Genomic DNA, 21,705 nt, shown 5'->3' with positions numbered 1-21,705 from the left:
TCGGCGGCCCCCTTCAGGCAAGTCACACAAGCTGGAAAGCATTATGGAAAAGCAACATTCCATTATTTTCCTGATTAAAAATAAGACCATCGCGCTGATTGTCTTATTTTTAATGAAAATAACCCGCACCCTTCGCGTCCACGCACTGGCCTGGTTCGCCGGAGGGAAAATCAACTATCAACACGCGAAAGCGTTACTGAACCTCGCCAGCGCCATACATCGTTTTTCGATCAGGTTACTGCGTTTTGTTACACCACCCGCCCTTAAGAGGGGGAATTAAACATGTCCGGAACTACTCTGTTAATTAACCTGGCTGGCGCCATCGCCCTGCTGCTCTGGGGCAGCCATATGATTTCCACCGCGCTGCAGCGCGGCTTTGGTACGCCACTGCGCAACTGGATGGGGCGTCACCTCACTAACCGCTGGACCGCACTGCTTTCCGGCATTGGCATTACCGGCATTCTGCAAAGCAGCACCGCGGTCAGCATGATGGCGACGTCATTTACCGCCGCAGGCACGTTAAGTCTTGCCCCTGCTCTCTCGGTGATGCTCGGCGCCAACATCGGCTCCACGCTGGTGGTGCAGCTGATGAGCTTTAATATGGAAATGGCCATCCCGCTGCTCCTGCTGGCCGGTTTTGTGGTCTTTAAGCTGCGCGATCATTCCAACTTTGAGAGCGTGGGCTGCGCGCTGATAGGCCTTGGCCTGATGCTGCTTGCCCTGCATTTGCTTGGCGGCACGCTGGCGGATATTGAGGTCACGCCGGTGTTTCATGCCGTGATGCAGGGTCTACAGGGCGATATTTTCATTGCCCTGCTGGTGGCCGCTATCCTGACGCTGCTGTGTCACTCCAGCGTGGCGATTATTTTGCTGATCGCCTCCCTCGCCGCCACCGGTGCCATGACGTCATCGACCGCGCTGGTGCTGGTACTCGGGGCTAACATCGGCGGCGCACTCCCTCCGGTGCTTAACGCCGGGTCCGCCGTCGCTCGCCGTCTGCCGGTTGGCAACCTGATTGTTCGCCTGTCCGGCTGCGCGCTGGCGTTACTGCTGCTGCCGCTGCTGACGAACGTCGCACAAAAATCCGGGCTGAGCACGCCTCAGCTGGTGGTCTGGTTCCACACGGCTTTTAGCGCGGTACTCGCGCTGCTATTTATTGGCCTGACCGCGCAGATGGCTCGTTTCCTCGAGCAGCTGTTTCCTGAAGAAGAGCGCGTAGGCGACCCGGGCATGCCGATGTATCTGGATGACGCTGGCCTGGAGGTCGCTTATATCGGCCTCTCCAACTCGGTGCGCGAGTCACTGCGAGCCGCCGATATGCTCACCATCATGCTGGACCGCCTGCTGGCGCTGTTTGTCACCCAGCAAAAACAGGCGGCCGATGAAATTCGCCAGCTTGATCAGTCGGTCGATCTCCTTAGCGCGGCGGTTCGAGCCTATCTCGCCGACCTTGGCCAGGATGGATTAAACGACGCAGATGCCGATCGTGCTCAGGAAATCCTGATGTTCATCATCAATTTTGAACACGCGGGAGACATTCTCTCCAGCAACCTGACCCAGCTGGCGACACGACGCGCGCGCCGGGGTGAGCTGTTTAACGACTTTGAGTTACACAATATTCGCCTGCTGCACGCGGAAATACTCACCAGCCTGCGGCTGGGGATAGCCGCGTTTATGCGCGAAGACTTATCTGCCGCCCACCAGCTGGTGCAGCGCAAGGAGACCATTCGCCAGCTCGAAGCCTCTGCCAGCCGCGAGCATTTCAAAAAATTGCGGGAGGATAAAAATGCCTGGGCGGAATCTGGCGATATCTTCCAGCGAGTGCTGCGGGACTATCGCCGCGTTCACCATCATATCGCCGCCGTGGCCTACCCGGTGATTGAGCGTCTTGATGAGGAAGCACCGCGCTTTATTGAGACGCCGCCGGACGTTTAATAAAACAATAACCGCCGCCGTACGGACGAGAATCTTTTCAAGGAAAACAACTTTAAGGTACCGAAAAGTGAGAGTTTTAATCTGCTCAGGTCGGTTTTATGCCGACACCCATACCATCACCCACGTGCTGGATTTATATGCCCGAACGCAGACGATCAATGTGCTTATCCACGGAGGGCATCAGTCGCTGGGCGGCGCGATAGAAAACTGGGCGCGCGGTATAGATGTGCACGTCATTCGCTACCCGGCAAACTGGGCGCTGCACGGCAAATATGCGGAAATCAGACGCAACCTGTTTATGCTGGAAGACAGCCGCCCCGACGTGCTGCTGGCTTTTCCTGGAGGGGAAGACACGGCGGAGTGCATAAGGATGGCACGCGGCTCCGGCGTGAAGGTTATCGAGATCTAATACAGACGGGCTGCGGCACACTTAAGCTGCCGCAGCGCGAGCTTTTTATGCAGCGACGGGCGCAAGGTTGACGTCTTTCAGGAACTCGGTAATACGTGGATTCTCACCGCTTCGCAGCGCCTGCGGCGAGTCATCGCAAACCACCCGTCCTTTTTCCATAAACACAATCCTGTCCGACACGCTAAACGCGAAATTCATCTCGTGGGTGACGATCACCATCGTTATCCCCTCGTCCGCCAGAGTCTCAATCACCTGCAGCACCTCGTTCACTTTTTCCGGGTCAAGGGCCGAGGTTGGCTCATCAAACAACATAATTTGCGGACGCATCATCAAGGCTCTGGCGATAGCTACCCTCTGCTGCTGCCCGCCGGAGAGCTGGTGAGGATATTTATGGGCATGTTCCAGCATGCCGACTTTGCGAAGCAGTACGCAGGCCTCACGTTTTAGTTCCGCATCCGACGCCAGTCGATGGTAGTGCGGCGCCAGCATCAGGTTCTTCATCACCGTTAAGTGCGGGAACAGATTAAACCCCTGGAAGACCATGCCGATGTTTAGCCGGTGTGCGGCGTTTTCCACATACTGCGGCTTCTGTGCGCCCTGCTTTTCCAGGCGAATAAAAGGCTGGCCGTTGATCAGGATCTCCCCGTTATCCAACTGCTCCAGCCCATTAAGAAGTCGGATAAGCGTCGTTTTCCCGGAGCCGGACGGACCGATCACCGACACCACTTCACCGGCGTTAATCTCCAGGTTTACCGCGCCAAGCACTTCGACGTTGTTGTAGGCTTTGTGCAGCCTGCGGGCCTGAAGCGCGGGAACGCCTGATGCCTGCGAGGCACGTGAGATCTGTCCGCTTTCCTGCGCCGCCATGGCTTCCAGTTCGGCCTCCGTCAGGCGGGCGGTTTTACGCTGGGTAACGTCCAGCCTTTTTTCCAACTGCTTCAGCAGGAAGTCAAAGACCGTGACAATAAACACATAATAGAAGGCCACCGCCGCCATGGTTTCCATCACCAGGAAGTTCTGCGAATAAAGCCGCTGCCCCACCATCAGGATCTCGGTCAGAGAGATAACGGACACCAGAGAACTGAGTTTCACGATGGAGATGTACTCGTTCGCCAGCGACGGCAGCGCAACGCGCAGCGCCTGCGGCACGATAACCAGCCACTGAATACCGGCGTAGCGCAGCCCCAAAGCTCGGGCGGCTTCACGCTGGCCGCGCGGGATAGCCAGCAGGCCGCCACGGTGGATCTCTGCGATGTAGGCCGTTTCGCTCAAAACCAGCGCAATAAGCCCCGCCCAGAAAGGGTCACTCAGCAAGGCCGAGCTTCCCGGCAGCGCCTGAGGCAGGTTGTAGACGAAAATCAGCAGCACCAGCAGCGGCAGGCTGCGGAATAGCCAGATATAGGCCCGCGCCGGGATAGAGAGCCAGGGAGAAGCGGCCTGTTTTCCCAGCGCCAGTAAAAAGCCAAAACCAATACTGATAATCCAGCTCAGCAGGCTCAGCTTAATCACGGTCCAGGTCGCCTGCCAAAAATCCACGTTGCTGAACAGGCTGAATAAATAGTTCCAGTCAAAAGACATATCCGCACTCCCCGGCGATGGTGATTACAGGCTGCTGGCCTGAACTTCGGCTGCGGACGGCTCCGCCAGGTGATACTTTTTCACTAAGGCGGAGTACTTGCCGCTGGCTTTAAAGGCCGCAATCCCCTCGTTCAGCTCTTTTTTCAGCTCCGGGTTTGTTTTACTTACCCCGAGGCCGACCAGCACCGGGTACAGCAGTTCCGTCGAGGTCACGGCCAGACGACCTTTCATTTTATCCACCACCTGGCTTGCCACGGCGGCGTCGGTCATCTGCACTTCTACCGCATGAGAAAGCAGCGCCTGAGTGGTCTGCGGATCGGTGGAAAATTCACTCACCGCAATCGGCTTCAGCCCCTGCTTCACGCAGTAGTCGGCAGAAAGCGTGTGCAGTTTTTCCAGCCAGTAGGTGCCCTGCATCGAACCAACTTTATGCCCGCAAAGCTCTTCCGGTTTGCTCGGTTTAAAGCTGGCGTCGCTCAGGGCCAACAGCGACTCACCGGTTTTCAGGTAAGGCACCATGTCGATCACTTTCTGGCGCTCGGGGGTGATAAAAAGCGCAGAGGCAATCAGCTCAAAACGCTTAGCCTGCAGACCTGGGATCAGGCTGGTAAAACGTGTATCCACATAGACAGGTTTGAGCTTCATCGCTTCGGCCACGCCGTTGATAAACTCAATATCGAAGCCCGCAGGCGTTTTGCCGTCGAGGTACTCATACGGCGGAAAGGTAATGTCGCTGCCCACCGTCAGCTGGCCGGGGGTCATCACGGCCGCCTGAGCGCCGCTGCCCAGCAGGAATGGCAGCGCCGCCGCCATGCAGGTAAATAACGCTTTGCTATGTGAAGATGTAAACATGCGATGACTCCAGTGCAGGTGGTAAATCATTTTTATTGCCTCGGGTAAGGAGACGCTTTTCACGGCTTATGATTTCGCCCTGACGACTGCCTTGCAATATATTCGCCAGAACGAAAAACATTCGATCAACGTGGGTGATAAAGCCATGCTGCAGGAGAAAGGCTGCGGGATAAAGGACGAAAAATATGCCTTACCTCTATAAAAAATTGTTTTAATGCAATGGCTATTTTTTTGCACCAGCACAGCGCAATCGCTTAATTTCCCGAAAGAAAGCCAATAAAGTCTTATTTCAGGCAGATAATAGAGAGCCCATGAATTCAGGCGCACTGAAAAAGTGCAGATTATTTTCCCGTTGCCACTTTTTGGTGATAACGGACGGCGAATAAATACGGAAATATTTTTTCAGGGCATGATTTTTAGGGCTGCCTGTGCCACATCGGCATCTGGCACAGGCTTTGCTAAACAGGGACAGGATAGTCTGAAACTATCTTGCAGGTTCCACTGCCCATAAAAAATCGGGGTTAGCGCCATGACACATTTCACGCTTAAGCAGCTCAAGTACTTTGTCACCGTCGTTGAAGCGCAGAGCATCGCCGAGGCCTCAAGGCAGCTGCATATCGCCCAGCCTTCCGTTTCCATTGCCATCAAGAACCTGGAGGACACCTTTGAGCAGCAGTTTTTCATCCGCCACCATGCGCAAGGGGTCTCGCTGACGCCCGGAGGGCTCCGGTTTTATGAAAAAGCCCGCGAGCTGCTGCGGCTTTCATACCAGTTCGAGCAAAATGCCAAAGCGGATAACGACCTTGTCTCCGGCACCATCGCCATCGGCTGCTTCGAGTCGGCAGCGCCGCTCTACCTGCCGAGGCTCATCGCCGGGTTTCGCAAGCTTTACCCTGAAATCACTATCCGGCTGTACGACGGCGAGCAAAATGAGCTGACCCACGGCCTGCACCGCGGACGCTTTGATCTGGCTTTTATGTACAACCTCGAGCTGGAAACCACGCTGCATACCGAAAGGCTGAACGCCCCCCAGAAACCTTATGCCCTGCTGCCTGCCGACCATTCGCTGGCGAAAAAATCCTCCGTGACGCTGGATGAACTGAGCCGCGAACCGATGATCCTGCTGGACGTCATCCCCAGCAAAAGCTACTTCATGAACATATTCACCGACAAAGGCCTGCACCCTCAGGTCGCCTACAGCTCGCCGTCCATCGAGATGGTGCGCTGTATGGTCGGCCAGGGAATGGGCTTTTCGGTGCTGGTCACCCGCCCCTGCACGGACGTGACCTACGACGGCCAGCGCGTCAGGCAGGTAGAAATTATCGATGAGATGGCGGACTCGACGCTGGTGATGGCCTATTTACGCAATAATGAGCCGACGCGCCCGACGCGTTTATTTATGGATTACTGCCGCACGTTTGAGCTAATGCCGGGAACGGCGGTGGAAGATTTATAGACGTGATAACTCACCGTTAAAAAAAGGGAATTTATAATCTCTGACGCCAGGCTACTTTATTTATTCCTTATCCCTAGATTTATAATATTTTACGGAATGTCTGCCGCTCAATAACCTTGTGCCATAGCGAAGCTGCGCTGAATCTTATTTCCCGAGCACCAAGGAAACAGACATGACCGTAATAAACACTCAGATAGACACTCTCGTGATTGGCGCCGGTCAGGCCGGTATTGCCATGAGCGAGCACCTGACGCGCCTCGGTATTCCCCATCTGGTGCTGGAGAAAAACCGCATTGCCGAAGCCTGGCGCAGCGGCCGCTGGGATTCGCTGGTGGCTAACGGACCGGCCTGGCACGACCGCTTTCCCGGGCTGGAATTCAGCCAGGCCGATCCGGACAGCTTTATCCCCAAAGAGGAGGTAGCGAACTACTTCACGGAGTATGCCCGCAAGTTTGAAGCGCCCGTAAAAACGGGAGTTGAGGTCAAAAGCGTCATACGCAATCACGGCAGGCCGGGTTTCACCGTCGAAACCAGCGACGGCACGGTTGAGGCCCGGCATATCGTTGCCGCGACCGGCCCTTTCCAGCGCCCAATCGTGCCGCCGATTGCCCCGAAAGAGGACAGGCTGTACCAGATACATTCCGCCGCCTATAAAAAACCCGCAACAGCTGCCTGCCGGCGCCGTTCTGGTGGTCGGCGCGGGTTCCTCCGGGGTACAAATTGCCGATGAAATTCAGCGCTCCGGCAAGCAGGTTTACCTTTCCGTAGGCGCGCACGACCGCCCGCCTCGCGCCTATCGCAACCGCGACTTTTGCTGGTGGCTTGGCGTGCTTGGGCTGTGGGATGCGGCCGCCAGCCAGCCCGGCAAAGAACACGTCACCATCGCCGTTAGCGGCGCACGCGGCGGCCACACCGTCGATTTTCGCACCCTCGCACACCAGGGGATCCATCTTGTCGGCCTGACCCGGCGCTTTGAGGAGGGGAAAGTCTTTTTTGAAGATAACCTCGCGCACAACATTCGCCAGGGCGATGAGAGTTACCTGGCCCTGCTGGACGCCGCCGATGCCTGGATTGAACGCAATGGGATGGATCTCCCTGAGGAGCCGCAGGCCCGAATCTTCCCTGCCGATCCGCTTTGCGTTACCCAACCCACCCTCGAACTGGATCTGGCTGAAGCGGGCATCACCTCGATCATCTGGGCGACCGGATACGCACCGGATTACGGCTGGCTGCAGGTCGACGCTTTCGACGAGCTGCACAGGCCACGCCATCAGCGCGGCGTCTCCAGCGAGTCTGGCGTCTATTTCCTCGGGCTGCCGTGGCTTTCCCGCCGGGGTTCCACGTTTATCTGGGGCGTATGGCATGACGCGAAATACATTGCTGACCACATTGAAACCCAGCGCAAATACAGCCGCTATCCCGATGCTTCACAGCGCTAACCTTTAGCCTACAAGGAATTGACCGATGCCAACGCATACCCGTATTCGCATGTTTAACACCAAAGAAACCTACCCAAACCAGTCGCTGAACAACGATCTCTGCCAGGCGGTACGCGCCGGTAACACCGTCTATGTTCGCGGCCAGGTCGGGACCGACTTTGAGGGCAACCTGATTGGACTGGGCGATCCGCAGGCTCAGGCCGAGCAGGCGATGAAGAACGTGAAACAGCTGCTGGAAGAGGCCGGAAGCGACCTTTCCCATATCGTCAAAACAACGACCTATATTATCGATCCGCGCTACCGTGAACCGGTTTATCAGGAAGTGGGTAAATGGCTGAAAGGGGTATTCCCGATCTCTACCGGTCTGGTGGTCTCTGCTCTGGGCCAGCCGCAATGGCTCATGGAGATCGATGTCATTGCGGTAATACCGGACGATTCACAGGGGGAAAAATGACATTCTCTATCGCCGCGCGCTGCCGGGAAACCGGCCAGCTTGGCATCGCGATTAGCTCGTCCAGTATCGCGGTTGGCGCACGCTGCCCCTGGCTGGTACCGGGCGTTGGCGCCGTGTCGAGCCAGAATATTACCCTCCCCGCGCTGGGGCCGATGGTGCTGTCAAAACTGGGAGAGGGAGTCACGCCGCAGGAGGCACTCCAGTTGGTCGTTAGCGAACCCCTGCATAGCGACTACCGCCAGGTCACGGTGATAGACAGCAAGGGGAAAACAGCCTGCCACAGCGGTACAAAATCGCTGGGTATTTACCACGCCGTTGAGGGGGATAACTGCGTGGCGGCGGGCAATATGCTGGCCGATAAAGGGGTGATTAACGCCATGATCGAGCGCTTCGAACAAAGCGGCGGTGCGCTGGCAGATCGCCTGATAGCCGCGCTTGAAGCGGCGCTGGAGCAAGGCGGTGAGGCCGGGCCCGTGCATTCCGCTGCGTTAACAGTCGTGGATACGGTAGCCTGGCCGATCGTTGATCTGCGCGTAGACTGGGCGGACGATAACCCTATTGCCAGGCTGCATTCGCTCTGGCTGGCCTATAAACCACAAATGCAGGATTACCTTATTCGTGCGCTCGATCCGCGTGAAGCCCCCCGCTACGGCGTGCCTGGCGATGAATAAACGGCTGCTTACCCTGTTGCAAAAACTGCTGGCGCGGGACACCACAAGCCGGGAGTCGAACATGGCGCTGATCGACGATATACGCGATTACCTCGCGGAATGGGGCATTGGCGCTGAGCTTTTCCACAGCGAAGATGGACGCAAAGCCAATCTTTATGCGGTACTTGGCCCTTCCGGAGGCGGCGGAGTGATGCTGTCCGGCCATACCGATGTGGTACCGGTGGACGGGCAAAAGTGGAGCGTTCCCCCTTTCGACATGACTTTTCATGATGGACGCTATTACGGGCGCGGCGCGGCGGACATGAAAGGCTTTATCGCCTGCGTGCTGGCCTCCGTTCCGGCGTTTCTTGAGCAGCCTCTTAGAATGCCGCTGCACCTTGCCTTCTCCTACGATGAAGAAGTGGGCTGTCTCGGCGTACGCAGCATGGTAGAGCATCTACGCGCCTCAAAGGAGAAACCAGCACTTTGTATTGTTGGCGAGCCGACTGAAATGCGCCCGGTTTACGGACACAAGGGCAAAATCGCCATGCGCTGTGAAGTGCACGGCCATGCCTGCCACTCTGCCTATGCCCAACAGGGCGTGAACGCCATTGAATATGCTTCCCGGCTGATCGGCAAGCTGGGGGAGACCCGCGATGCGCTAACCCAAACCACCGATGCCCGCTTTGAACCTCCTTTCAGCACTCTCCAGGTCGGCACCATTCAAGGCGGCAGCGCGCTAAACATTGTGCCTCAGAGGTGTCAGTTTGATTTTGAAATCCGCTATCTGCCGGGCGTTGAAGTTACCACGCTGGTTGACGATATTCAGCGCTATGCACGGCAAACGCTGGAGCCCAGCATGCAAAGCGTCTCTGCGGCAAGCACCATTCGTTTTACCCCGCTGAGCGCCTATCCTGGCCTGCTGACGGACGCTCAGTCGGCATTTGCCGGCTGGCTGGCGCAGTGGTGCGGCAGCGATGACTTCGCCACCGTTGCGTTTGGCACCGAGGGAGGACTTTTTGACGAAGCCGGGATCGCCACCCTGATTTGTGGCCCCGGCAGCATGGAACAGGGCCACAAGCCCGATGAGTTCGTGGCCGAAGAGCAGCTGCAAAAATGCATGGCGATGCTGGAGAATCTGCGCCAGTGGATGAGCTACTGACCATCGCTGCGGTTAAATCAGTGACGTTTCTCGCCCGAGTTCAGGATAAAGTGTATTTCTCCGCCCCAAAACTCGGCGATAAAAACATCTTCCGGTTTGATCGAGAGCCTGGTCATCTGCTCCTTGAGCCACGCTTCATCTTTATCCACCGACTCCAGCTCATAGAAACGGATTTTGCCGTCCTTCATCATGATAATGGACGGCATTTCCGAGCCCTCACACACCACGGTTAGCTGACCACCCGGCTCAATTTGCGCGTAACGTACCTGCTGAAAAGAGTGAATTCCCTGGCTGTGAAGCTGTGATGACACGTTGATAATGTCGATTTTGTTCTTTTTCCTCAGGATATTATCCATCAGAAACTTACCGTCCTTGATGATCGGTATTGGCTCGCCGATGGTCACGGCGCGTAAGCGATAGACATGTTTGCTGACCCAGTTAAGCGAGGAAATCAGCGACACGCCCAACAACAGCACAATGATGTACTGGTAGAGAGGAATCGCGTCGCTGTATATCACGCCGCCAATAATGCCCCCAAGAACAAAGTTGCCGATAAAATCAACCGGCGTCATCTGTGAAAGCTGAGTCTTCCCCGAAAGATTGAGGTGCGTGATAACAATAACAAAACCAATAATAAATTTGATCAGGACATAACCATAAAACATCATAGAATAGCTCTTCCCGTAGCCTGGAGAGGATCCTCACCTCAACAGTATTACTTAAAAATACCTTCAATGCGTATCGCCAGGAAGAAAAACCCAACAGCCAGACATACCACCCAACTGAAAATCAGTAAAACATAAAACTAAAAATTAACCATATAACAATCATTAATTCTAACCAAGCGGTTTAAAAAAGCAAAAAACCAGAATGAATATGGGTTTACCCCTTGTCGTTGAGCTATTATTTACTCCCAAAGTGGAAGATCGTGGGAAATAACAATAATAAGGCGTTGTTTTTAGATCATTTTATTTACAGTAATTCAATTAACTTTTTACATAAAGAGTTTTGCTGGTTCGCTACTTTAATGCAGGCTGAATGATGGTTATTTTCGTATCGAAAACAACAGCTTCAGCCCAGGGGTTAGTCAGGATGTCCGGGTTTAAAACAGGCTTATTTTCTCTTAATAAAAACAGTCGACGCCTGCTATTACTGTGCGCCGCCCTGCTGCTTAGCCTGCTGGCTGTCCCCATAGCCATCGGCATACTTAAGCCTGCTGTAAAATCAGTCAATGACCGAAGAGATCCCGTCGCTTTACTGGTCTACAGCTGGGAGGCAGAGGCCAGCTCGAACTTATCTTCGGCGAAAATCTACCATTCCGCAGACGCCGGAACGCGCAAGGACATTTTATTGATGGTCTGGAACGTGAAACCCTGCCTGCTGGCGGGCAAAATATCCGTCTCCGCGATGCCTGGTAAGGCCATGAGATGGGTGCAAAGAGAGCTTAGGGAGTCGCTGCGCGTTGCTTTTCTTCCCTCTCCCGTTTCCATCTGCACAAGCCCCGGTTCAGCAGAGCAACCCAACCTTTTTAAACAAAGCATCGTGGCAGAGACCGGCCCGCAAGGCCCGCTTCGCGAGCAAGCGGTAGAGGAGAGCCATCAGGCTGAAAGGCAAATTCAACCCTTGGGCGCCAACACACGACCTCTATCCTCGCCAGAGAAAGTCGATACGCGTCATGCTGCCTGAAGGCGCGTGAATGGCGCTGTTTTGTCTTTTCAGCAAAGGGTTGTTAGCATTTAGGTTAATTAATGCCCGTCAGCAAAATGCTGCGCGCTATTCCCGAATCAAGATGGACGAGAAATGAAAACATATTTCCCTTCCTGGCTGCAGCATACCGTCATCCTGCTTTTGTGGGGGCTGGTCTATTACCTGTCCGGGCTTATCTCACTAAAATTTGACGATCCAGGCTCCGCTATAGCGATTGTCTGGTTCCCTTCGGGCGTTGCGGTAGCGGCTTTTTTATCAGCCCGCTGGCGCGACTATCCCGCGCTTATCCTTATCTTCGCGCTAACAAGCGTAGTGCTGGATGAAGCCTGGCAGAGCCTCCCTCTGTTTTTAACCACGCTGGGATATTCGCTGCTGGCGATGCCTGCCAACGTGATTATTGCCTGGCTGGTTCGTCGCTTCTCGCGGCCAAATGACGATCTGCACGTTATCCTTCTGTGGATTTGCACCACCTTTATCGTCAGCCTGTTCGATGCCCTGATTGTCGGCGGAGGCTACGCGCTTCTCACCGAACAGCCGATAGAGAAGACCATCTGGAACGGGTTTGTTGCCGACGTAACCGGGATCTTCTTCGCAACCACCGTTGTCATGGGGTTTGTGAATAAACGAGGTCAGCAGGCGGCTCTCACCTGGTCAACACGTCTGGCAGGTCTTGCTTTATTGCTGCTGGTTTGTGTCGCAACGGTATTTATTTTCGGCTATCAGGGACACTGGCTCAAAACCGAGGGTGCCGCGCTCTATTTCGCTCTTTCTTGCTTGCCGATTGTGCTGACGATGATGCTTTCCCTGATCTGGGGCAATCGCGGAGGATCGATCGGCCTGATAGCGTTAGGGGCCATCGTTATTCACTTTACCGACAAGCATCAGGGTCCTTTCTTTCTCCGCGGCCTTAGCTTTACCGAATCGATGCTGCTTGCGCTGAGCTACCTCTCAGCAACTGCCCTGCTGATTGTGTTTATCCGTGTGTTAAGGCGCTCAACGACTCGTTTTAATCCGGATACCGGCAGGCTTGCGGGTAACGGCGTGCTTTATCGCCTGGAGCCTGAAACCGGCGTATTCAGCTGGGAGAACGATCTCTCCTCACTGCTGGGCTCCACAACCCCGCAAGAGTTCGACACCGTAGAAAACGTACTCCGACATGTGCATCCCTCCGATCGGGAAAAACTCCGTCAACACTGGCTGGCCCCGGTTCAAAACCGGCACAGGCCACTGATATTTCGTCTTAAAGCGAAGGATGATGAGTGGCTAACGCTGGTTGACAGCGGGGGGCGTTGCTATGTCGAACGGCGGCACGCGGATCATTGTCGGAAACTGGCAGGCCAGCCATTACGATCTGGCTATCTAAGCATGGACGTGATGACTTTTTAAGGAGAGACAGGCTTGTGATTCAGATTGCTTTGTTACTGTTTGGCGTCGACTTCATGCGCTCAAGGGTCAAATACCTGATCCTGCTGGGCGGCCTGTGGAGTCTGCTCGGGGTGGCTATATTCCTGGACGGTCTGGACGGCGTGACGTACTTCCCTCTGCGCTTCTTTGGCCTGCTTTTGCTGATGGAAAGCCTGGTGACGCTCAGTATTGCTTCCGGCGGCGTCGGGGCGCAAAAAGCGGTGCTTTACTTCAAAGGCGGCATCTTTTGTTTTGTCTCGCTGCTTATCTTATCAAACCAGACCTACAGCAATTTGCTGCTGGCTATCGTCTTCGGCTTCGCCTATTTCGTGATTGGTCTGTTCGTTATTTTTTCGGCCTGGATTGTTCGCTTCCCGCACTGGAAGAGCGCCCTGACCAACGGTTTCGCGCAAATCATCTTCGCCATTTTTATGTTCAGCCCGTACCCAACGCATTACAAGGCAACGGTCTCCTTCTTTCTCGGAACGCTGATGATTTATAGTGGCATTCATACCGTCCGGCTTGCACTTCGCGTGGCACGCCTCAGGGAAGGCACCTCTGTCTTTGACCTTTTGGTGCCTGCGGGGATAGGTTTTGAGGTAAAAAAAGGGGCTGACGCAAAGCCTAAAGCCCCAGAGCCGGAGAGCGATGATTTCCGCGAACCTCTTACGGTGCATATCTGGACCCCGGAAGGCACCGCCAGCGCCTCGACCATTCCACGCCCGGTCATCAACCGTTATATCGCCGCCGTGGACTCTGAAGGTGTCATTTCAACCGGCCATGCGGCGCTGGAAGTCCCGCCCGGTATTTACATCAGCCTTTATCCTGCAGAAGATATCGACCGCTCGCCGTCTGAATTTTTGAATACGCTTAAGGCCACCCGCGATAACGACGTGCCGGGGACGTTCCAGCCGGACTATGTCACCGAAGCGGCAGAGTGGTGCCACTCAGATCGTAAAATCTATTTCCACCGGTACAACGGCAAAGCCTTACAGCGCTTCTGGAGCGCCTACAAGCTAACCAAAACCTACAACCTGACTTACCGAAATTGCTCAAGCAGCGTTGCCTATGCGCTGGAAGCGTCGCTCGATGGCGTGCTGTCAAAACGCACAAAAAGCTGGTTATCAATACTCAGAACGCTTGCGATGCCAGAACTCTGGATAGCCGCTCAGGTACGCAAACGTGCCGTATCTATGGCCTGGACGCCGGGCCTGGTGATGGATTACGCTCGCGCGCTGCGCAGTATCGTACACCCTGTCCCCGAGCCCTGGTATCAACGCGTTTCCTTCAAATGGCGTGACGAAGGAAAGAGCGGCGAATAGTTTTTTTCGTGCCGTTTAGTGGGTAACGGACTTCGAGAAAAGCTGAATAATCATAATGCCCACGGCAATAAACAGCATCCCTGCGATAGCCGGAAGATCGAGCTTCTGTTTATAAAACAGGAATGACATCACCGAAACCAAAAAGATCCCCATGCCCGCCCAAATCGCATAGGCGATACCAATATTCATGGTCTTCACCACCTGGGAGAGGCCATAGAATGAAATTGCGTAGCCCACAACCACCACCACGCTGGGAATCAGCCGGCTAAACCCATCCGAAGCTTTCATCATGGTAGTGGCCAGGGTTTCAGCGCAGATAGAAATGGCGAGAATAACGTAAGTATTAAGCATCTTTTTTCCTGTTGTCGAACATCCTCGGGAGAGTATAGAGCTTAACGTGGCGCAGAATTTCAACAACGGTGAAATCGCTGACTTGTTAAGACTGGGGGTTATTCTGCGGGGATGACTGAACGCCAGGCAGGCATTTCCCGGGTAAACGTGCGCATTTCCAGCCGGGGTGTGGCCGCCTTCGTTATCGGGAGCGAGAGATGGGTCACTGAAATGAAATGCGATAAGTGCTTGAATAATTGGCGGAGAGAGGGGGATTTGAACCCCCGGTAGAGTTGCCCCTACTCCGGTTTTCGAGACCGGTCCGTTCAGCCGCTCCGGCATCTCTCCGTTCTGGTGGTTGCCATCATGCCAGGTTATGCGGCATTTTAACAGTCTGGGATCTTTGGTTTCTGTTCAAACGATGTCTTTGCGAGCAAATATCATGATTAAGTGGCCCTGGAAAGCAAGTGAGTCAACCACCACCTCCGTTTTGCCCTGGGAGCAGGCTTTAGCTATTCCCGTGCTGGCGTCTCTCAGTGAAACCGAACAGCAGAAATTGACAGCCCTTGCGGCGCGCTTTTTGCAGCAAAAACGTCTGGTTCCGCTGCAGGGTTTTGCGCTGGATGATTTGAAGTCAGCTCGTATTGCCCTGCTGTTTTGCCTGCCCGTGCTGGAGCTGGGCATCGAATGGCTGGACGGTTTCCACGAGGTTCTGCTCTACCCTGCGCCGTTTATTGTTGATGACGAATGGCAGGACGACTTCGGCCTGGTGCATAACCAGCGCGTGGTGCAGTCCGGCCAAAGCTGGCAGCAGGGGCCCGTTGTGCTGAACTGGCTGGACGTGCAGGACTCTTTCGACGCATCCGGGTTTAACCTGATTATCCATGAAGTCGCCCACAAGCTGGACAGCCGTAACGGCGACCGCGCCAGCGGCGTACCGCTGATTGCCTTACGGGATGTTGCCGGCTGGGAGCATGATCTTCACGCCGCGATGGACAGCATCCAGGATGAGATTGATATGGTGGGCGAAAACGCTGCCAGCATCGACGCCTATGCCGCCACCGACCCGGCAGAGTGTTTCGCGGTGCTTTCCGAGTATTTCTTCAGCGCTCCTCAGCTCTTCACTCCGCGCTTTGCTTCGCTTTATCAGAGGTTTTGCCAGTTCTATGGGCAGGATCCTGCCCAACGTCTGCTTGAGAGAGAAAACTCCCCCGGTATGGCCGGGAATACGGTGCATTAAATCAGCAACGCGGTTTAAGTTTAATCATATGAATTAATGCGTTACTTTTACTGTTGACAGTTTTTATGGCTAACGCTAACATGCGCCCCGTTGAAACAATTCCTCTGTAGTTCAGTCGGTAGAACGGCGGACTGTTAATCCGTATGTCACTGGTTCGAGTCCAGTCAGAGGAGCCATATTAAAGAATCCTGCTTAAAGAAATTTAAGCAGGATTTTTGCTTTTTAGCGCACTGACACTGTGAGTTAAAAGGCTATTGGGCTGACAGAGGCTCTGCTGTCAGGCAATCAAAAGGAACTTACGCCAGTATTTATCGCATCAGCTCAGAATGGCTTCCAGTCGGGCCAGCACTTCATTCACCACAGCATCGGGTATACGTTCCAGTCGCTTACCGCTCCGGGCTCCCATATCAATGGTTCTGGGCTGGTCGCAGCGAATAACGCCCGTCGTTTTTGTTCCCGCGCCGTCCAGTGAGACGGTAAAACCGGCTGTGCGGGTAAAGTTTCCTCCGCTGGTGACGGGAACAACAACCGGGAGCCGGGCCAGCTTGTTAAACGACGCCTTTGATACGATAAGCACCGGAAATTTTCCGCTTTGCTCGTGGCCGGCAATCGGATCCAGCGAAACGAGCCAGATTTCCCCTCTGTCCATCTACAGGATCTCCTTGCCAACCGCAGGCGCATCAATCCATTCTCGATCCTCTTCGCTTATTTCAGCGTGCGGATCGCACTGCGCCAGAAGCTCCTCAAGAGAATAACGGGGCCGTTTCTGGGGTTCAATAATCAGGCAGCCATTATCAACGGTCATACTCACTTCGCTGTCCGTCGTCAGCTTCAGCGTTTTCAGCAGGGCGGGAGGAACCGCCAGCATGATGGAGCCGCCGACCTTTTTCAGGCGAGTTTTATACATAGAACACCTCCGAATAGGAGTCTGACGCTCAGTGGAACGAAAACTCACGTTAAGCAATGTTTTCTTCCTCTGACGCCTCTTTTAATGGTCGCCGATGCCCTTTGGTCACCAGTACTGCCAGTGTGAAGGAATAATGGCCGAGCATAATGATATGCCCGTGGCACAGCAATATCCTCATCATTCAGCGTTTCGTCCTGACTCCGAAGATGGGCAAAAGCTGCCTGTATATAAATCGTGTTCCACTCCGGGAATGGAGTATTATTGACTGTGCCTCACAGAGTTATCGCAGCCTGGCGGTAACGAATTACTTCAGGGAAAGAGCGAATATGTCCATAACCATCAGCGTCCTGCTGGAAAACCGACTTAAGCCCGGATCTAAAAATTTGCTGCGTGCTAAAGCCGGACTTAGTCTGTTGATTCAAGATAAAAATGATTCAATTCTGTTTGATACCGGCCCTGATGATAGCTTCATGCATAATGCAGGTTTAATGGGAGTCGATTTGACAAACCTTACCGCAGCTGTACTTTCCCACGGTCACTATGACCATTGTGGCGGTGTTCCGTGGATACCTGACACATGTCGGATAATATGCCATCCAATGGTGGCGAATGAGCGCTACTCGGCAGTAAGGTTTCCAGGCTATACCGCCAGAATAAAAAAATTGTCGATACATAATAATTTTTCACGTTTTCGCATGGAGTACAGCAGTACCCCACTACATATCGGGGAACGTTTTATGTGGTCAGGAGAGATCCCTGTAGCCAAACCGCGTGCTTACGGTGTAATCGGTCATAAGAATACGAAAGCGGATTATGTAAAAGATGAGGGGGTTTTAATTTATAAATCCGACTTTGGGCTGATCATTTTTATCGGTTGTGGTCATCGTGGGTTGATTGATATCGTACGTCACTGCCAGAATATAACCGGGGTAAATCATATTCATGCCATTTTCGGTGGTTTTCATCTGCGCTGTGCATCACCCCTAAGGCTCTGGAAGGTAAGACAGTTTCTACACCTTCACAAACCAGATAAAATAATGGGTTGTCATTGTACTGGTAAATGGGGCCGCTTGTGGTTGCCGGAAGCAGTCTCTCCGGTAACAGGTGATGTTTATGTTCTTGGGTAGGTTTTAAATAAATAGAGTTACTATCACGGCACAGCCACTGAGCAGTACCAGGGTGCCGACGATTTTCATCAGCATGCATCCTTTGATTATAAAATATACGGATGGGATAAAGAACACCGTAGTGACTATAACTGGCATCGAACCATTAGCAATTATTTTCACTATGCTGGGATTTGCTGTTCCGAACACGGTACAGATGAAAATGTTGCAGCTCAAAATAGCCCTCCTGTTCAATGCACCAAAAGAATCTATCCCGTCAATAACACCTGTCAGTGTTCCTGTATAGGCGCCAGCAGTCAGCAGAGAAAGAAGCAGTGCTGCACCAAACCACACAGCCTGATTACCGCTGAGATTAGCAGTATAAGAAAGAGCATCAATATTTCTGTGGTTGATAATATCAATATCTTGCGGTGTTAATAATCGACTGACTGCTAAGACAAAAATGAGAATAAACGCAAAGATAATTATTTTTCCTGCAATCAGTTTTCGTGCTTCCGGATTTTCGGAGCTTTTAGTGAAACGCTGGATGCATGGAGTAAAATTGAAAGTGAAAAGAAAAACAGGTAATAATGCGAGGCTATTGAAAGAACAAATAGCCGGTAAGTTTATTAACTGTTCCCGGACTGGTTGAAAGAAAAAGAATACAGCTACCCCTGCAACCGAAATGATAGAAAGAAGCGCGATCCGCGAAATAAGCTTTTCCACCTCATTATTAAAAAGTAGCCAGATCACAGAAAGGGCTGAACTTAAAAGCAGCGAGACAAAAAAACGGACAATCAAACTCTCTGAGAGAAATGAACTTACCACATTAACCAGTGCTATGAAGTTTATAAGAACAATAATCATCATCGAAACTATAAACAATGCACAAATTACAGATGCAGAACGGCGGCCAATAAATTTCGAGGAGGCTGCCAGGTAATCTTTATCTGGATGAAAACTGATAAACTTAAAAAAAAGATAGTGAGCCATTAGTGAAACTAACATAGCACCAGTGATAAATACAAAAAAAGGTACCATTCCAAGTACAACCGGGCCTACTGCCTGAGGTAAAAAGAAAATACCGGCCCCAAAGGCAGTAGAAAAAAATGTTACAGGCCAGTATAAATATGAAATTCGCATAATATTACTCATCTAATGATGAACATAAGTCTTCTTATTATCTACAAGTGCTATTCAAAACAGGATCTTCCGAAAAACACCAGCAGCGAAGGTAAAGAGAGGTTTCCATAGAACGCTGACGCTGCCCTGTATCCGTTAAGAACATTGGTTCGCGAGCAAAGTGGGAATACACCGATATGAGAAGTGTAATTATCAAAAGTCTTATTGGAGGAAACTTTATACCTGATCGCTCTGAACGTGGCTGCATTGCCTGCAGCGCAGGTAGGTTTATTATCATCTATAATGGCAAATGTTTGTTCGTCAACTGTCATTAAAAGATTGCTACCCTGCCGATTAAACAAAATATTATCATCAATAGAATTTTTGATGTGTCTTTTGAACCGATCTGCCATGGTCTTTTCACTAACATAAAATGACCTGATATCTATACCATAGCGTTTGTTATTTTCTTTGATGTAGGCATTTATTTTTTCCGGGATAATATATGGTGATGTCGCCATCTTTCTGTAATTATTAGCGCCATCGATTTCATGTCCGTCGCTTTTCTCCATGTAAAAATCATTGATTTCCATGAGAAAATCAGGCTGGATGTTTAACTTTTCCTTTGATTTTACAATATAATCGATACAGAATCTGGCTGATTTCTCAACCTCATTGCTTACTGCAAAACGATCGTCAAGATTTACAACAGTATGTCCTCCTGAAATAATAATTTTTTTGCTAAGATTACTTTTGGCCAACTCAATCAGAATGTCTAAATTATGGTCACCGACTTCATCATTAATTATTTCAGTCACACCAGTTTCATCTGCTCTGTAGACAATGAATCTGTCCACGTCTTTCCATCCTTTTGTACAGTTGCATTTATAATCCCTGAAAATTACGCGCTCTGCAGTCTTGTAGAAGTTTTCTTCTCTTAAAACAAGCAACTCAATATCAGCCATAATAATATCTCCCTTAATGTGTGACAAATCAGGTGGAACCTACATCAACTACACATTTAATTTTGCCACTCACGTCAAATACTAAAAAAAACATCCGCCGACAGTGATGCTCTGTGATTCAACTCACAAAACATCACTTGGTATCTTTAATCCATTTCTTTTGTATGGTTATATGTTTTTGAATTAAATGCGGAGAGGTGGGCGAGTGGTTTAAGCCAGATTAAGGTAATTACAAAATTTCCTGAGTCCACACGATTTATCGTGTCGTAGGTTCGAATCCTGCTCTCTCCGCCACCTCTCTAGTTTTCTGACGTTGTTTTTTACCTGCCAATCCTCAATTTCACAGGTCAGTGCATCATCTAAAACTGAAGATAATTCGTTGTTAAAAAGGCCATAGGAAGTAAGAAAATCAAAAACTTACTCAGAAGGTACATCACAACTCCAATGAACAAGAAATGCTAAGCGATAAATAAATTTCGTTTTATCCGAAATATTTTTATCACTCGATAAATAATGAATAAATCGGGACAGCAAAAATTCACGAGGAATGACCCAAAATGTACTTTGTTCGAATTCATTTAAAAAAAGAAACCTTGTATTATAACGACTGAATGATGCTACTGCGGCATCTATAATATCTTCATATTGCCATTCACGTTCTTTTAGCAACTGGACAATCGGAGCTGCTTTACTGTCAAAATGACTATAATGTTCTTTATACCAATAATGAACACTCAGGCATACCCATATCTGCTCAGCAGTGTACTGCTCCTTCGTATTAATAATAATCATCAGGCCACTTTCAATACAATACAAAATTTCATGGCAATTTATTGATGATGAATACTGGTTATCTATATTTTCATTTTGATATTGATAGAGACATTCAAATATTGTCATTATATCTTCGGCAGGAACAACATCTATAATTCCCCATAGAGACCCTACCGGTAAACGTTCCTCAGTAACACTTAAAGTGTCAGTCAGGAGTTGCGCTACATCTAACGCGGAGAAATAATCTTTATAAAGTAACTGAATAATGTGGTTACGCAATCGAATACTGTCGTGATTTATCTCTTTCAATTCAGAATAAATTCCGACGACTTCTTTAATACCTGATAGGCCCGAGTGTATTAATGCCGTTATCGCTACTTCTTTTTCGGCATATGAATGACGTTCAGATTTAATAACACCAATTAAATCCTGATTCAATGACAATATTGGGGTTGTAACGGATAGAGATTCGAGAATAAGCATACGCAAAGAAAATGGTCATACTCACTTCGCTGTCCGTCGTCAGCTCCAGCGTTTTCAGCAGGGCGGGAGGAACCGCCAGCATGATGGAGCCGCCGACCTTTTTCAGGCGAGCTGTATACATAGAACACCTCCGAATATTATATTTTAATATAACATCCATGGCAGGCGATGCACAATTATTCATCAGATCCATTGTGATTTCCTTTGCGTAATCAAGCCTTGTTGGCGATAAGAAAGGCGAGAATAGAAAACTGTTTTTGCGGCTCAAAGGATTATGACGGATCGGATAAACAAATTGCGGCGCAGCTTCCTTATCCGGGCTGCGCCGCAGGAAGATCAGCGGTAGCCTGTCTTAACGTTATCGTTGCTAACATCGCCCTGTATCGAGCAAATCACACGTTGCCAGCCAC

The 21,705-nt window shown here is 51.4% G+C and carries 21 protein-coding genes, 3 tRNA genes and 3 pseudogenes; 15 read left to right on the top strand and 12 right to left on the bottom strand.

Features of this window, described 5'->3' with window-relative positions:
- Positions 1-43 precede the first annotated feature (43 nt).
- From EL098_RS08065 to EL098_RS08055, 3 genes are all read left to right on the top strand, one after another.
- On the top strand, positions 44-280 hold the full coding sequence (locus EL098_RS08065) for a hypothetical protein (protein WP_126355757.1): 237 nt from the start codon (positions 44-46) through the stop codon (positions 278-280).
- Between the two features lie 2 nt (positions 281-282).
- A complete protein-coding gene (locus EL098_RS08060) occupies positions 283-1,935 on the top strand; it encodes a Na/Pi cotransporter family protein (RefSeq protein WP_126355756.1) in 1,653 nt (550 codons plus the stop codon).
- 67 nt (positions 1,936-2,002) lie between these two features.
- Positions 2,003-2,344 (top strand): SLOG family protein, encoded by a 342-nt coding sequence (locus EL098_RS08055; RefSeq protein WP_126355755.1) that lies wholly within the window; start codon positions 2,003-2,005, stop codon positions 2,342-2,344.
- Between the two features lie 45 nt (positions 2,345-2,389).
- Here EL098_RS08055 and EL098_RS08050 read toward each other — a convergent pair whose 3' ends face one another.
- Both EL098_RS08050 and EL098_RS08045 read right to left on the bottom strand, forming a co-directional pair.
- Positions 2,390-3,922, bottom strand: a complete 1,533-nt coding sequence (locus EL098_RS08050) for an amino acid ABC transporter permease/ATP-binding protein (protein WP_126355754.1) — start codon at positions 3,920-3,922, stop codon at positions 2,390-2,392.
- 24 nt (positions 3,923-3,946) lie between these two features.
- Positions 3,947-4,774 carry an ABC transporter substrate-binding protein gene (locus EL098_RS08045; protein ID WP_126355753.1) on the bottom strand — a complete coding sequence of 276 codons (828 nt, stop codon included), beginning with the start codon at positions 4,772-4,774 and terminating at the stop codon, positions 3,947-3,949.
- Positions 4,775-5,303: 529 nt separating this feature from the next.
- Here EL098_RS08045 and EL098_RS08040 point away from each other — a divergent pair.
- From EL098_RS08040 to argE, 5 genes and pseudogenes are all read left to right on the top strand, one after another.
- Positions 5,304-6,230, top strand: coding sequence for a LysR substrate-binding domain-containing protein (locus EL098_RS08040; RefSeq protein WP_126355752.1), 927 nt, complete (start codon positions 5,304-5,306; stop codon positions 6,228-6,230).
- Positions 6,231-6,402: 172 nt separating this feature from the next.
- A pseudogene (locus EL098_RS08035) lies at positions 6,403-7,669 on the top strand (flavin-containing monooxygenase).
- A gap of 25 nt (positions 7,670-7,694) precedes the next feature.
- Positions 7,695-8,123: a RidA family protein gene (locus EL098_RS08030; protein WP_126355751.1), complete on the top strand. Its 429-nt coding sequence runs from the start codon at positions 7,695-7,697 to the stop codon at positions 8,121-8,123.
- Positions 8,120-8,794 carry a DUF1028 domain-containing protein gene (locus tag EL098_RS08025; RefSeq protein ID WP_126355750.1) on the top strand — a complete coding sequence of 225 codons (675 nt, stop codon included), beginning with the start codon at positions 8,120-8,122 and terminating at the stop codon, positions 8,792-8,794. The genes EL098_RS08030 and EL098_RS08025 overlap by 4 nt, the downstream gene beginning before the upstream one ends.
- Positions 8,787-9,935, top strand: a complete 1,149-nt coding sequence (gene argE, locus EL098_RS08020) for an acetylornithine deacetylase (protein ID WP_126355749.1) — start codon at positions 8,787-8,789, stop codon at positions 9,933-9,935. Before EL098_RS08025 ends, argE begins: the two co-directional genes overlap by 8 nt.
- A 17-nt stretch (positions 9,936-9,952) precedes the next feature.
- Here argE and EL098_RS08015 read toward each other — a convergent pair whose 3' ends face one another.
- Positions 9,953-10,603 (bottom strand): DUF421 domain-containing protein, encoded by a 651-nt coding sequence (locus EL098_RS08015; protein ID WP_126355748.1) that lies wholly within the window; start codon positions 10,601-10,603, stop codon positions 9,953-9,955.
- Positions 10,604-10,973: 370 nt separating this feature from the next.
- Here EL098_RS08015 and EL098_RS08010 point away from each other — a divergent pair, with 370 nt between their 5' ends.
- The 3 genes from EL098_RS08010 to EL098_RS08000 all read left to right on the top strand — a co-directional run bounded on the left by EL098_RS08010 (position 10,974) and on the right by EL098_RS08000 (position 14,368).
- Positions 10,974-11,621: a hypothetical protein gene (locus EL098_RS08010; RefSeq protein ID WP_232012353.1), complete on the top strand. Its 648-nt coding sequence runs from the start codon at positions 10,974-10,976 to the stop codon at positions 11,619-11,621.
- A 114-nt stretch (positions 11,622-11,735) separates the two neighbouring features.
- Complete coding sequence (locus EL098_RS08005; protein WP_232012351.1) at positions 11,736-13,028, top strand: MASE1 domain-containing protein; 1,293 nt, start codon at positions 11,736-11,738, stop codon at positions 13,026-13,028.
- A gap of 14 nt (positions 13,029-13,042) precedes the next feature.
- Positions 13,043-14,368, top strand: coding sequence for an HdeD family acid-resistance protein (locus EL098_RS08000; protein ID WP_126355747.1), 1,326 nt, complete (start codon positions 13,043-13,045; stop codon positions 14,366-14,368).
- A gap of 15 nt (positions 14,369-14,383) precedes the next feature.
- Here the strand turns inward: EL098_RS08000 and EL098_RS07995 are convergent, their stop codons facing one another.
- Together EL098_RS07995 and EL098_RS07990 are read right to left on the bottom strand one after the other, a co-directional pair.
- A complete protein-coding gene (locus EL098_RS07995; protein ID WP_126355746.1) occupies positions 14,384-14,719 on the bottom strand; it encodes a DMT family transporter in 336 nt (111 codons plus the stop codon).
- A gap of 237 nt (positions 14,720-14,956) precedes the next feature.
- Positions 14,957-15,046: transfer RNA gene (locus EL098_RS07990), tRNA-Ser, on the bottom strand.
- A 94-nt stretch (positions 15,047-15,140) separates the two neighbouring features.
- Between EL098_RS07990 and mtfA the strand changes: the two genes are divergently transcribed.
- Both mtfA and EL098_RS07980 read left to right on the top strand, forming a co-directional pair.
- A complete protein-coding gene (gene mtfA / locus EL098_RS07985; protein ID WP_126355745.1) occupies positions 15,141-15,938 on the top strand; it encodes a DgsA anti-repressor MtfA in 798 nt (265 codons plus the stop codon).
- 100 nt (positions 15,939-16,038) lie between these two features.
- A tRNA-Asn gene (locus EL098_RS07980) sits at positions 16,039-16,114 on the top strand.
- 140 nt (positions 16,115-16,254) lie between these two features.
- On the opposite strand, the gene EL098_RS07975 is transcribed toward EL098_RS07980, so the two are convergent.
- From EL098_RS07975 to EL098_RS07965, 3 genes and pseudogenes are all read right to left on the bottom strand, one after another.
- Positions 16,255-16,587 (bottom strand): type II toxin-antitoxin system PemK/MazF family toxin, encoded by a 333-nt coding sequence (locus tag EL098_RS07975; protein ID WP_126355744.1) that lies wholly within the window; start codon positions 16,585-16,587, stop codon positions 16,255-16,257.
- A complete protein-coding gene (locus EL098_RS07970) occupies positions 16,588-16,845 on the bottom strand; it encodes an AbrB/MazE/SpoVT family DNA-binding domain-containing protein (RefSeq protein WP_126355743.1) in 258 nt (85 codons plus the stop codon). It lies immediately after the preceding gene.
- 49 nt (positions 16,846-16,894) lie between these two features.
- Positions 16,895-17,087 (bottom strand): annotated as a pseudogene (locus EL098_RS07965) (hypothetical protein); the annotation flags it as partial.
- 84 nt (positions 17,088-17,171) lie between these two features.
- Here EL098_RS07965 and EL098_RS07960 point away from each other — a divergent pair.
- Positions 17,172-17,972 (top strand): MBL fold metallo-hydrolase, encoded by an 801-nt coding sequence (locus EL098_RS07960; protein ID WP_126358383.1) that lies wholly within the window; start codon positions 17,172-17,174, stop codon positions 17,970-17,972.
- Between the two features lie 3 nt (positions 17,973-17,975).
- Here the strand turns inward: EL098_RS07960 and EL098_RS07955 are convergent, their stop codons facing one another.
- Together EL098_RS07955 and EL098_RS07950 are read right to left on the bottom strand one after the other, a co-directional pair.
- On the bottom strand, positions 17,976-19,094 hold the full coding sequence (locus EL098_RS07955) for an amino acid permease (protein WP_126355742.1): 1,119 nt from the start codon (positions 19,092-19,094) through the stop codon (positions 17,976-17,978).
- A 50-nt stretch (positions 19,095-19,144) separates the two neighbouring features.
- Positions 19,145-20,038: a hypothetical protein gene (locus EL098_RS07950; protein ID WP_126355741.1), complete on the bottom strand. Its 894-nt coding sequence runs from the start codon at positions 20,036-20,038 to the stop codon at positions 19,145-19,147.
- 191 nt (positions 20,039-20,229) lie between these two features.
- Between EL098_RS07950 and EL098_RS23160 the strand changes: the two genes are divergently transcribed.
- A tRNA-OTHER gene (locus EL098_RS23160) sits at positions 20,230-20,332 on the top strand.
- Between the two features lie 123 nt (positions 20,333-20,455).
- On the opposite strand, the gene EL098_RS07945 is transcribed toward EL098_RS23160, so the two are convergent.
- Entirely contained in the window at positions 20,456-21,250 is a 795-nt protein-coding gene (locus EL098_RS07945) for a hypothetical protein (RefSeq protein WP_164716797.1), read from the bottom strand.
- Positions 21,251-21,305: 55 nt separating this feature from the next.
- Positions 21,306-21,455: pseudogene (locus tag EL098_RS07940) on the bottom strand (AbrB/MazE/SpoVT family DNA-binding domain-containing protein); the annotation flags it as partial.
- Between the last annotated feature and the right edge of the window lie 250 nt (positions 21,456-21,705).

This window comes from Cedecea lapagei, from assembly GCF_900635955.1.
Taxonomy (GTDB): Bacteria; Pseudomonadota; Gammaproteobacteria; order Enterobacterales; family Enterobacteriaceae; genus Cedecea; species Cedecea lapagei.
The sequence above is the reverse complement of the archived record's forward strand: the minus strand, read 5'-3'. Positions and strand labels throughout refer to the sequence as shown.

Excerpts from the sequence above, each read along its gene's own strand:
- EL098_RS08030 (WP_126355751.1), top strand. The coding sequence starts at position 7,695 with ATGCCAACGCATACCCGTATTCGCATGTTTAACACCAAAGAAACCTAC.
- EL098_RS07960 (WP_126358383.1), top strand. The coding sequence starts at position 17,172 with ATGTCCATAACCATCAGCGTCCTGCTGGAAAACCGACTTAAGCCCGGA.
- EL098_RS07975 (WP_126355744.1), bottom strand. The coding sequence starts at position 16,587 with ATGGACAGAGGGGAAATCTGGCTCGTTTCGCTGGATCCGATTGCCGGC.
- EL098_RS07950 (WP_126355741.1), bottom strand. The coding sequence starts at position 20,038 with ATGGCTGATATTGAGTTGCTTGTTTTAAGAGAAGAAAACTTCTACAAG.
- EL098_RS08045 (WP_126355753.1), bottom strand. The coding sequence starts at position 4,774 with ATGTTTACATCTTCACATAGCAAAGCGTTATTTACCTGCATGGCGGCG.
- EL098_RS07955 (WP_126355742.1), bottom strand. The coding sequence starts at position 19,094 with ATGCGAATTTCATATTTATACTGGCCTGTAACATTTTTTTCTACTGCC.
- EL098_RS08010 (WP_232012353.1), top strand. The coding sequence starts at position 10,974 with ATGATGGTTATTTTCGTATCGAAAACAACAGCTTCAGCCCAGGGGTTA.
- EL098_RS08005 (WP_232012351.1), top strand. The coding sequence starts at position 11,736 with ATGAAAACATATTTCCCTTCCTGGCTGCAGCATACCGTCATCCTGCTT.
- EL098_RS08065 (WP_126355757.1), top strand. The coding sequence starts at position 44 with ATGGAAAAGCAACATTCCATTATTTTCCTGATTAAAAATAAGACCATC.
- EL098_RS08040 (WP_126355752.1), top strand. The coding sequence starts at position 5,304 with ATGACACATTTCACGCTTAAGCAGCTCAAGTACTTTGTCACCGTCGTT.
- EL098_RS07995 (WP_126355746.1), bottom strand. The coding sequence starts at position 14,719 with ATGCTTAATACTTACGTTATTCTCGCCATTTCTATCTGCGCTGAAACC.
- EL098_RS08025 (WP_126355750.1), top strand. The coding sequence starts at position 8,120 with ATGACATTCTCTATCGCCGCGCGCTGCCGGGAAACCGGCCAGCTTGGC.
- mtfA (WP_126355745.1), top strand. The coding sequence starts at position 15,141 with ATGATTAAGTGGCCCTGGAAAGCAAGTGAGTCAACCACCACCTCCGTT.
- EL098_RS07970 (WP_126355743.1), bottom strand. The coding sequence starts at position 16,845 with ATGTATAAAACTCGCCTGAAAAAGGTCGGCGGCTCCATCATGCTGGCG.
- EL098_RS08015 (WP_126355748.1), bottom strand. The coding sequence starts at position 10,603 with ATGATGTTTTATGGTTATGTCCTGATCAAATTTATTATTGGTTTTGTT.
- argE (WP_126355749.1), top strand. The coding sequence starts at position 8,787 with ATGAATAAACGGCTGCTTACCCTGTTGCAAAAACTGCTGGCGCGGGAC.
- EL098_RS08050 (WP_126355754.1), bottom strand. The coding sequence starts at position 3,922 with ATGTCTTTTGACTGGAACTATTTATTCAGCCTGTTCAGCAACGTGGAT.
- EL098_RS08060 (WP_126355756.1), top strand. The coding sequence starts at position 283 with ATGTCCGGAACTACTCTGTTAATTAACCTGGCTGGCGCCATCGCCCTG.